At 57.9% G+C, this 10,162-nt stretch carries 9 protein-coding genes and 2 pseudogenes; 5 read left to right on the top strand and 6 right to left on the bottom strand.

Features of this window, described 5'->3' with window-relative positions:
- The 6 genes from ACXRVY_RS09830 to ACXRVY_RS09805 form a co-directional block, all read right to left on the bottom strand.
- Positions 1–334, bottom strand: a 334-nt coding sequence (locus ACXRVY_RS09830) for a hypothetical protein (RefSeq protein WP_458237317.1), incomplete at its 3' end; no start/stop codon positions are given.
- On the bottom strand, positions 327–1,019 hold the full coding sequence (locus ACXRVY_RS09825) for a YidC/Oxa1 family membrane protein insertase (protein WP_223458544.1): 693 nt from the start codon (positions 1,017–1,019) through the stop codon (positions 327–329). The genes ACXRVY_RS09825 and ACXRVY_RS09830, both read right to left, overlap by 8 nt.
- An 8-nt stretch (positions 1,020–1,027) precedes the next feature.
- Positions 1,028–1,813: a phosphocholine cytidylyltransferase family protein gene (locus ACXRVY_RS09820; RefSeq protein ID WP_458237316.1), complete on the bottom strand. Its 786-nt coding sequence runs from the start codon at positions 1,811–1,813 to the stop codon at positions 1,028–1,030.
- A 13-nt stretch (positions 1,814–1,826) separates the two neighbouring features.
- Positions 1,827–3,026 carry a pyridoxal phosphate-dependent aminotransferase gene (locus tag ACXRVY_RS09815; RefSeq protein ID WP_458237315.1) on the bottom strand — a complete coding sequence of 400 codons (1,200 nt, stop codon included), beginning with the start codon at positions 3,024–3,026 and terminating at the stop codon, positions 1,827–1,829.
- Positions 3,026–3,937: a phosphoenolpyruvate mutase gene (gene aepX, locus ACXRVY_RS09810; RefSeq protein ID WP_223458538.1), complete on the bottom strand. Its 912-nt coding sequence runs from the start codon at positions 3,935–3,937 to the stop codon at positions 3,026–3,028. Before aepX ends, ACXRVY_RS09815 begins: the two co-directional genes overlap by 1 nt.
- Positions 3,938–4,354: 417 nt before the next feature.
- A complete protein-coding gene (locus ACXRVY_RS09805; protein WP_223458536.1) occupies positions 4,355–5,497 on the bottom strand; it encodes an MFS transporter in 1,143 nt (380 codons plus the stop codon).
- Positions 5,498–5,600: 103 nt separating this feature from the next.
- On the opposite strand from ACXRVY_RS09805, the gene gcvA reads away from it, so the two are divergent.
- From gcvA to ACXRVY_RS09780, 5 genes and pseudogenes are all read left to right on the top strand, one after another.
- Positions 5,601–6,503 carry a transcriptional regulator GcvA gene (gene gcvA / locus ACXRVY_RS09800; RefSeq protein WP_223458534.1) on the top strand — a complete coding sequence of 301 codons (903 nt, stop codon included), beginning with the start codon at positions 5,601–5,603 and terminating at the stop codon, positions 6,501–6,503.
- A gap of 33 nt (positions 6,504–6,536) precedes the next feature.
- Positions 6,537–6,785: pseudogene (locus ACXRVY_RS09795) on the top strand (tyrosine-type recombinase/integrase); the annotation flags it as partial.
- Positions 6,786–7,721: 936 nt separating this feature from the next.
- A pseudogene (locus tag ACXRVY_RS09790) lies at positions 7,722–9,122 on the top strand (YfjI family protein).
- Entirely contained in the window at positions 9,106–9,465 is a 360-nt protein-coding gene (locus ACXRVY_RS09785) for a hypothetical protein (protein WP_223458530.1), read from the top strand. The pseudogene ACXRVY_RS09790 and the gene ACXRVY_RS09785 overlap by 17 nt, the downstream one beginning before the upstream one ends.
- Positions 9,443–10,162 (top strand): integrase domain-containing protein (locus ACXRVY_RS09780; protein ID WP_458237318.1); only part of this gene is annotated, 720 nt, incomplete at its 3' end. The genes ACXRVY_RS09785 and ACXRVY_RS09780, both read left to right, overlap by 23 nt.

The following is a 10,162-nucleotide window of genomic DNA, read 5'->3' as shown; positions in this document are numbered from 1 at the left end:
GCAGGAAGAAGCTATAGACGATACCGACGATCAACGCCCACAACCCAATCACCGTCAGGACAGAAAGCACATGGCGGTGTGAAACCGCGCCGATGACAAAGATCAGCGCCAGGTACGCAACAAACACCACCGCATGAGTCGCGGCATAGATCGTCAAGTAACCACCGAGGCCAGTGACATCATCCTCGAAACTGGTCAGCGCCAAAGGCGTGGCCAGAAACAGCAGTAGATAAAGCCCCGCGAAAGCCAGGAGAAACAGCTTGAGTGGTTTTTCCCGGGTCTGCGCCACGGCATTCGCCCCCACGGCATACGCGGGGCTCGTCGAATTAAGCATTGGAAATCCTTCGAAGTGTCGAGCCAGATCGGGCAACTCGATAGACAATATTTTTTATTAGCGAGAAGAGGTTGTTGCAGATCCAATACAGCACCAGCCCCGATGGAGAGGTGTACAGCAACACAAAAAACACCATCGCCACGATCCACGTTTGCATCCGCTCCTGGGACGAAAGATCTCGGCTGTAAATGTAGGCCGAGATCAGATTGATCACGGTCATGACGATGGGCAACAGGTTGACGCCGTCCAACAAACCATCCGGCGCGCCGAGATTGGCGATGCCCAGAAAGCTCTTTTCCCAGATCGGTGGGTAATGGCTCAGCAAGCCATAGGCGGCGATGAACACCGGCACCTGAATCAACAACGGCACCAGGCCTCGCAGTGCGAAGACCGGGTGGTAATGATGTTGCCGGTACAGGGCCGAGATCATCATGTGCCGTTCATAACCGCTGAAGCAGCGTTTGAACTCTTGAACTTTCGGCTCCATTTTTGCCCGGGCCGCGCGCTCTTTGTTCTGCACCTTTTCAGCAAAGTGGTAGACCGGCAGCAACACAAAGTTGAACACCAGGCTGAGGACGACAATTGACGTCCCGAAGCTCTGGGTTCGTGTGTAGCTGGTGTCCAGCACCCATTGAAAACAATGGGCGATGGGCAGGATCAAGACCTCATAGAGAACAACAAACATGGCTCACCTCAGGAAAGAACCAACGCCGAGGTGCTGAAAATTTCGTTGGCGATTTCCAGGTCCTCGGCCGTATCGACTTCGAACCATTTCTCATGGGTAACCACCACCGGCCGGATCACGTAGTCGTTCTTGATCAGACTGTCCATTGCATACTCCAGCGGAGCCTTGACCCCATTGAGATGAACCGTGATCTTGATATGCTCCTGCAAGGTCGYKACCGCCGGGGCGGTCATCGCCGTAATGTTTACGGTCTTGAATGACGACAACAGCGGGAAGTCGGCATCGCGCACCGACTCATGCCGCCACGCCGTCACTTTCTCACTGTTGATCAAGGCGAAGGTGCCGGTCAGTTCGCTCGAATAAGGCGCCAGCACCGTGGAAAACTCCTGTTCGCCCAAGGTTTTCAATGACGCCAATGAGCGCGCCACCAGCGAGTCCTCGACCACCACATCGCCCTCGAACACCACGACATCGTGACCTTCCGGCACCGCGTCCAGGCACAGGCTCAGGGAGTAAACCGAACCCGACCGCGCGTAGATCGGGTTATGGACGAACACGCTCTTGATCTCTGGATGGTTGCTGCGGATGTAACTTTCCAGCACGTCACTCAAGTAGCCGACGCCCATAATGACGTTCGCCACGTTTTGCGACTGCAGTTGAGTCAGCAAACGGGTAATGATGGTTTTGCCGGCCACTTCAATCAGGCATTTGTTTTTCGACAGCGTCTGATCTTCCAGGCGAGAACCCAGACCCGCCGCCAGGACAATCACAGAAACAGGGTTTTCCTTTTTCATTTTAGGGCTCTCCTTAGTTAAATTTTCCGAAAAACTCAGTCAGACGCTGCATACCGGTTTCAACATCGGCATCGCTCACGGCGTAGGAAATCCGAATGCCGCTGGAGTCGCCAAACCCTGCGCCGGACACTACCGCCACCTTGGCTTCAGCCAGGATCAACTCGACCAGGGCATCGGTGGTCTGAACAACCTTGCCGTTGTACTGCCGCCCGATAAACCACTGGATATTGGCGAACACGTAGAACGCACCGTCCGCTCGGGCAGCGCTGAGATGCTCGATGTGGGTCAGGTTTTTTTGAATGACCTGCAAGCGCCGATCGAGGATCGCGTTAGCGGTAGTGATGAAATCCGTGGACTGGTCCAAAGCCTTGGACACAGCCACTTGGGCAACCACGTTCGGGTTGGACGTGGTATGGCCCTGAAGGTTTTCCATGGCCTTGATCACGTCCACCGGACCGCTGGCGTAACCCAGTCGCCAGCCGGTCAAGGCCATGCTCTTGGAGAACGAATTGATGATGACGGTGCGTTCTTTCAGCTGTGGAATGAGCGAGACGATGTTGTGGTGCTGCCCGCCGTTACGAATCAGTCGGGAATAGCATTCGTCGTAGATAATCCACAGGTCGTGCCGGATCGCCAGTTCGCCGATCTTGCGCAGTTCGGCCTCGTCATAAACGGCGCCGGTCGGGTTATTCGGTGTGTTGATCAGGATCGCWTTGGTGCTCGGCGTAATCGCGGTGCTGATCAGATCGGCCGTCAACTTGTAGCTGTCCGGTTTGGTATCGACCAGTACCGGTTTACCGCCCGCCAGCTCGATTTGAGTAGGGAACGTCACCCAGTAAGGGATCGGAATGATGACTTCATCACCCGGATTGATCAGCACCATGGCAGTGTTGTACAACGCCTGTTTGGCACCAGCGGTCATGCCCACTTCGTTCCAGGCGTAATTGACACCCAGTTCCGCCGAGATATAGGCGGCCAGTTGCTCGCGAATCTTCTTCTCGCCCAGCGCTGGTGTGTAGGTGTTGCACTTGCCCTGAATGGCCTCGATCGCAGCTTTTTTCAAGCTATCGAGGGTGTCGAAGTCGAGTTCGCCAGCGGCGAAGTTGATGATCGACTCACCCTTTTCTTTCAGCTCGTTGGCTATGCTGCGCATGCGAGAAGTGCTAGGCGCAACCACCTGAGCGTTGCGATCGGCCAAGGTTGGTCTGGTCATTATTTTGTTCCCGGAATGAGTTCGAGGATTTCTTTGATCGACAGGCAGGCGGGCTCAACTTCCAGTGTTCGGCCCGAAAACAAGATGCTATCGGCAACGGTTTTCATCGCCATATAAGCCGAACGCAACATATGGTTCGCATAAATAACCACATTAAAGCCTTCAGCCTCTAACGCCTCGAACGATATACTTGAATAACTGGTCGGCACACAGACCAATGGAACCGTTGGATGTTGTTGACGGAAGCGCTTGGCGAATTCAAATATTTCATCGGGTGATTCTTTGCGACTATGAATCATCACGCCGTCGGCACCGGCGCCAACATAGGCATCGGCGCGAGTCAGTGCATCTTCGATGCCGGCATCGAGAATCAAACTTTCGATGCGCGCAATAATCATGAAGTCAGTGGATATCTGCGCCTGTTTACCGATATGAATCTTATTACAGAAGTCTTCGATACTTTCTTGTTGCTGGAATACGTCATTGCCGAACAACGAGTTCTTCTTCAATCCGGTCTTGTCTTCGATGATCACCGCCGAGACCCCCAGACGCTCCAGCGAACGGACGTCATAGGCAAAGTGTTCGGGCTTGCCGCCGGTGTCGCCGTCCATGATCAACGGCTTGCGGGTCACTTCGAAAATATCGTTTACATTTCCCAGGCGCTCCTTGATATCCAGCACTTCGATATCCGGTTTTCCGCGAGCAGTGGAGTCTGTCAGGGAACTGGACCAGAAACCGTCGTATTCGCGCTTTTGCCCGCCGACCGTTTGCGATGCGTTCTCGGCCAATATCGCGGATATCGGGTTATGCGCTTCAAGAAAGCGCAGGCAACGCTTTTCGGCCAGCAAGTTCCTTAGTGTCGCTCCGCGGCGATCGGCAGAAATAAACTTGGATACGGTTTCACGGCTCATTACTTTTCCCCAGGCAATAGTTGGCTGTTACGTCAAAATCTAAAGTTCGACGATCAGAGAGTGCGATTGTTTTACTTAGTACAAGCCTGGCTAATAACTAGAACACATACTCACATGATTCCCTTCATCACTGGCCATACCCTTTAAAAGTGCGCTRAACGCAAGCGTAAAAAAACACAGCCGCCATTCGAACGCAATAAATTCTTACATTTTGATTAACGTTTCTTGAAGACCCGAATACATGATGCACCTCTCAAGCATAGATTCGTTTACTTATTATTTTCTTCAATCCGACTGTTTGTTCATGCCACGCCTCACGACTTACGAGGGTCTTGCTGAGTTTGCGTCGCCACCCTCTTTCTCAACTTGAATAATGGCGAGGGCAAAAATGGCTAAACCCGCAAAGTCGCGCCCTGACTACTGCGTTATCTCTACCGCCACCCTGTTTCGTTGTGCGCAGGCCAATGCGCTGACGGCAAGACACAGTGCTGCCATCGAATACACCCACACCGATGCCGCCACTGGTAGCAGCAAACCGGCCAGCAAGGGTCCGACACCCGCCCCGATGTCACGCCAGACCGCATTCGCCGCCAGCGCCCGGACACGCCCGGCACCGGGGTGGCGTTGCGCAACGACTGTCACCACCAGCGGCAATTGCAGCGCGCGCAACAGCAACACCAGGGCCCCGCCCACTACCAAACAGTGATTGCCAAACCCCACGAGTGCAATCGAGGTCATCAACGAGAAAACAATCAGCATGCGCGTCGCTCCCCAGCGCTGCGCCACCACCCCGCCCAGCGGGCTGAGCAGCATCTCCGATACGTAACGCAAGGCCAGCAGCGTCCCGGCCACCATCACCGCATCGCCCGCCATCAACTGCTGAGCCTGTAACGAAAGGCCGATGATAAAGAGCCCGTCTAGGGTCAGCCCTTCGATAAACGACCAGACCGCCACGCTGTCGGGACGCTGGAATCGCCTCGTCGACGCCGACATCGGATGCGGCGCCGACGGCAGACCGTTTGCCAGCCACATGCCAAGCAACGAAGTCACGACCATCAGGAAAAAAATCACTCGCGGCCCATAGGCCAGGCAAAGCATCGCCCCCAGCGGCAACGCCAGCATGGGGCCGGTGGCAATCAACGCCCGCGAACGGCCGGTGCGACGCGCGGCGTCCGTAGGCGCGGCGGTTGCCATGACTTGCGTGGACAAGTTCAACGCCGCATAAGACAAGCCCCAGCCCAGGCGCAAAAGCAGCAAGGCCCAGAACCCCGAAAGCGTCGCGTAACCCAAGGCACACAACGCAGCGGTCCCGGCGGCCAGCAATGAGGCCGGACGATCGCCCTTGCTGGCATAAAAACTCATTACGTAGCGGTAACCGAAAATCCTCACCAGTCGGTTGGCCGCCAGCAACAGGCCCGCCTGCGGCAAACTGATGCCGAACGCCTCTGGCTGCATGGGCAACAGCAAATACAGCAAGGTATCTGCGGGCAGACAAAGGCCTAATATTGACGCGGCTCGCATCGAGGCCCGATCAGCAGTATGGGTGTTTTTGACTGACATTGGATCAACGGCCGGCGAGACAAAGTGCGGCCTTCAGATTGGCGTGAAGCGAGAACGCTGACAAACGCTTTAATTGCACCTCGGATGTGACTAAATTAGACACATGATTTCCGACCTCCCCCCCTTGAACGCCGTCCGGGCCTTCGCCGCTGCCGCTCGTCATCAGAGCTTCAGCCGTGCGGCCGAAGAACTGCATGTCAGCCACAGCGCCGTCAGCCGTCATATAAAGCTGCTCGAAGAACACCTGGGGGTGTTGCTTTTCGAGCGTCGAACCCGGCAATCCTTGCTCACGCCGGCCGGCCAGACGTTTTATGAGCAAGTCAGCGTGGCCCTGGCGCAGATCGCCAACGCCGCCACCGCCCTGACCCGGGGCGCTTCGCTGCGCAAGGTGACCATCAACGTGCGCCCATCCTTTGCGGTGCGATGGCTGATCCCGCGGCTGCCGAACTTCATGGCGCTGTATCCGGATATCCAGCCCGAAGTGGTCACCAGCACCCTGCCACCGGATCAATCGCGGGAGACATTCGACGTGGTAATCCGCCGTGGACAGTCCGGATGGTCGTCCAATGTTCAACCACAAATATTGCTGGAAGATGACTTGGTGCTGGTCGCAGCACCGTCGCTGCTGCAAAGCGTGCCATTAAACAGCGCCCACGATCTGGTCCACCACACACTGTTGTCGGGCAGAACCCGCAGCAGCGACTGGCAAAACTGGGTCGAGCACGCTGGCATCGCTCAATTGCGCAATCAGCCGATCCTGCAATTCGATCACATGCACCTGGTGTTGCAGGCCGCCGTCGATGGCCTCGGCGTGGCCCTGTGCCCGGCGTCACTGCTGGGCAAGGACTTGTCCACTAGACGCCTGATCTGCCCGTTTCCCTCCTTGCGCCTGCCATTGACCCGCTATTACTACGGCGTCTCCCAGGAGGCGGTGGCTGAAACGCAGGTCTTTATCGACTGGATGTTTTCCCATATCCATCAGGACGCGACAGCCCGCACGTTATGAACTTCAGCCAAACCCTGATCCATTGGCAACTCTGGCTCAGAATACAGCCCCCACGCCACCAGAACCACGGGAAGTACCCGGCTCAACGAGATGGGCTATCCCGCCGACTGGATCGAGCGGCAACTCGCCCACGCCGAGCCCAATGCGGTACGGCGTACCTATAACCATGCGGCGTACCTGGCGGATCGTACGAAGATGATGCAGCAGTGGGCAGACATGCTTGATGTATGGATTCTCGGCGAAAGCAACATCACACCTCTCAGTCGAAGTGCCAATCGGTAGCAAATAGCTCCTTTACCTACTGGCGACAGCGGCGACAATCCGCGTCGGCGCTGGGCTGGAAGGTGGCGACAGTGTTGGCGACAGTCGCCACTTTCAGGTTCGCTGCTTCGCTCTTCCGGCCAAGCCTTCATCGCTGGGAAGGCTCCGCATTCCCAGCGATGAAGGCTCACACGACAAACACGACGAATGGCTACATCGCCACCGAAGTCCACAGATTCCCAAGACCTTCCAGTGGTCTCAACTGGCGCAACGCGCCTCCCAAAACAGCGGTTGACCCACAGCGAGACATGGCTTAAACCAAGCCCTGAGGATAGCTGTCGCTGACAGCACCAGCCCAGGTAACCCGAACCTTCAAGGCTACGCCACAGTGTGGTGGTTCTCCCTAAGTGCGATCAGCGTCCGGTGGCTCGCACGGTCACAACGCCGTTGTGATGGATGCCGACTACTCCAATGCGTCTGTGCAGCAGACTACCTGCCTCATCACCAACTGCCCTGCAGCAACCTCCTCCCTTAGCGCATCTCGCCCTGCTGCAGCCCTGCTCGCACGGGCCTTTGCGGCTTTCCTCCTCGTGACAATCGGCGTGACAAACACCGAATGCTCACTCGCCACAGCGATGCCGATGATGGTGCCGCAGCCCACGGAATGGACTGCACCTGACTGACAGTCAGGCATGCCCCAGTCATCACATCACTGCCTTCACCTGACTCAGGATCTCGCGGCACCGGTCTCGTCAGCCAGTGCAGCCTCCACCCGCCCACCGCTATCGGTGCTCAGGAGGCCAGATCATGAGATGCCCAAGCTCCCGGCCGTAAGGAGCCGTCAGTCCCGCGTCAGTGGACAACCCTCACAGGTCGCAGGGGCCTTGATCCCTGATAACACTCAACAACCGTGGCGGGATGAGTGAGGACGAAGTCGATAATTTCAGGAGAATAGCGATGCAACTGTGCGAAGCGTTCGAGCCACCACAACCGTTGCTGGAATACCAACAGGCGCCACTGCCCTACCCGGTCGAAGCACTCGGGGATCTGTTGGGCCCTGCGGTCGAGCGATTGGCCGAGGTGATCGGCGTGCCCTGCGCCATGGCTGCACAGTCGGTGCTGGCTACCACTGCCTTGGTGAGCCAGGGCCAYGCCAATGCCCAACTCGAYGGTCGAACCTATCCGCTGTCCCTCTACCTACTGACGGTGGCGTCCTCGGGKGATCGYAAAAGCGCGGTGGATCACCTGGCATTAAGRGCGGCGCGCGAMTGGGARCGRCARCAGTGGACCCTGTATGCGGAAAAGCTCAAAGCCTATCGCGCMRCYASCAGCATCATGGCCAAACCCAAAACCKCAAMGRARCRYGCAGAGRCGRAARKCGGTGAGCTRTCCGAGCCSGTACCGCCGAGACTGATCATTGCCGAGCCCACCATTGAGGCCCTRGTCAAAAGTCTGTGCMATGGCTTGCCCAGCATGGGCTTGTTCAATGATGAAGGTGGMCAGTTCTTGGGCAGCAGCACCATGAGCAAAGAGAATCTGCTCAAGGCGATCACCACCTTGTCGACACTGTGGGATGGCAGCCCGATCGACCGGGCGCGCTCCATGRCWGGRGAAAGYCTGCGKGCCTATGACCGYCGCCTCAGCCTGCATCTGATGCTGCAGCCCTACCTAGCCAACCAGCTGTTYAAAGACCCGGTGATCAATGGCCAAGGCATCCTCGGCCGATGCCTGATCAGTTGGCCCGAGCGCCTGGCCGGCCAGCGACTTTACAAGGCGATCGACCTAACCCGAGATGCCAAAGTCCAGCGCTACCAACAGCGGATCACCGCCCTGCTGCAAAAGCCCTGGTCGCTTCACAAGGATGGCTCACTCAATCCTGTCACGCTGGAGCTGACTGCCCGTGCCCGTCGTGCCTGGATTGATATTCACGACACCATTGAGTGCCAGTCTGGCGAGTTCGGCGAGCTAGCCGGCGTCCAGCCTTTCGCGGGCAAAGCCCCGGCGAATGTGCTGCGCATCGCAGGCGTGCTAGCCATGGTTGAAGAGGCCAGTCAGTTGGATGAAGCACACATCCAGCGCGCCTCCACGTTGATGGATTACTACCTGGCCGAGATCCAGCGCCTGACAGAACTGGAGCCAGTCAATAGCCGACGCGAAGAGGCGGATCGGCTGTTGCGCTGGCTGGTGCAGAAAGGCTGGACCCACTTCAGCATCCGAGACGTCAATCGCAACGGCCCTCGTTTTGCCCGCAAGAGCGCTGACCATACCGCCTCTTTATTGGTCGTACTGATCACTCATCGCTGGCTGAGCAGTCGCGATGGAAGAACCTTCAAGGTCCGCCATGTTCCGCCTCAATGACTCGGTGCGCCGCTACCAGGCGCAACATCAACCACAGCCAGAATTGCGGTGTGTCGCCGCCTCTGTCGCCACCCTGTCGCCACGCGCCAGGCCAGAAACGACGCGGGTTGTCGCCACTGTCGCCGCTGTCGCCACACCACCCTTGGAGCCTGCTCACCTCGCCCGGCTGATCGAGCAATTGCGCGAGGAAGGGGCACTGCTGCAACACCACGAGAACACCCTCCTGATCCGCCCGACGCACTGGCGGCAGCTGGACAGGCTCAGCCCTCACTGGAAAGCCCTACTGCTCTTTCTGCAAACAAACGAAAACGGTGATGACGATGGCACTGGTCGGTCGGCGTGAGGGTCGCAACTTTGGCTATGGCCGCCAGCTGAGCTACGCCGGCCCACAAGCGCTCAAGGATCTGTTTGGCGGCGGCCACTTCGCCACGGTCAAAGCGCATAGCGATCGCTGGCAAGCGTTTGTGCGTTGGTGTCGGTCAGAGAACGGCCCCGGTTACAACGATGCGCGCCAGATCGATCGCCGGACGCTGCAAGACTACGCCGCGTATCTGCGCCAGCAGATCCAGCAAGGTGAACTCTGCATCGCGACCGCGCAGAACCGCCTGAGCAGCGTCAACCGTGCCCTCGCGGCGCTGCGCGGTGATCAGGACGTGAGGATCGCCAGCCCGAGTCAGGCGTTGGGACAACAGCGCTCGAGCGTACGCACCCGTGCGCCGGATGGCCAAGACCACCAACAGGTGCGGCGAGTACTCGAGGCGCTTGGCGAACAGCAACACGAGCGGGTGGCCGCGATTGTCCTGTTGGCCCGAACAACCGGCATGCGCCTGCGCGAAGCGATCCTGGCCGACCTGCCACGCTTGCAGCGCGAAGCCGAACACTTAGGCCGCATCAACATCCAGGACGGCACCAAAGGCGGCCGCTCAGGCGCATCAGCGCCGCGATGGGTCGCGGTAAATGAAGAGGTGAAGGCGGCGCTGCAGTTTGCTCGTAAGGCATCGCCGCCCCGCAGCCGCAACTTACTGGCCCGCGACGAAAGC

The organism is Pseudomonas sp. P5_A2_2 (assembly GCF_054177685.1).
This window is presented reverse-complemented; position numbering and strand designations above follow the sequence as displayed.

Bases quoted from the DNA above. Each gene is read 5' to 3' on its own strand.
- ACXRVY_RS09825 (WP_223458544.1), bottom strand. From the start codon at position 1,019: ATGTTTGTTGTTCTCTATGAGGTCTTGATCCTGCCCATCGCCCATTGT.
- aepX (WP_223458538.1), bottom strand. From the start codon at position 3,937: ATGAGCCGTGAAACCGTATCCAAGTTTATTTCTGCCGATCGCCGCGGA.
- ACXRVY_RS09805 (WP_223458536.1), bottom strand. From the start codon at position 5,497: ATGTCAGTCAAAAACACCCATACTGCTGATCGGGCCTCGATGCGAGCC.
- gcvA (WP_223458534.1), top strand. From the start codon at position 5,601: ATGATTTCCGACCTCCCCCCCTTGAACGCCGTCCGGGCCTTCGCCGCT.
- ACXRVY_RS09785 (WP_223458530.1), top strand. From the start codon at position 9,106: ATGTTCCGCCTCAATGACTCGGTGCGCCGCTACCAGGCGCAACATCAA.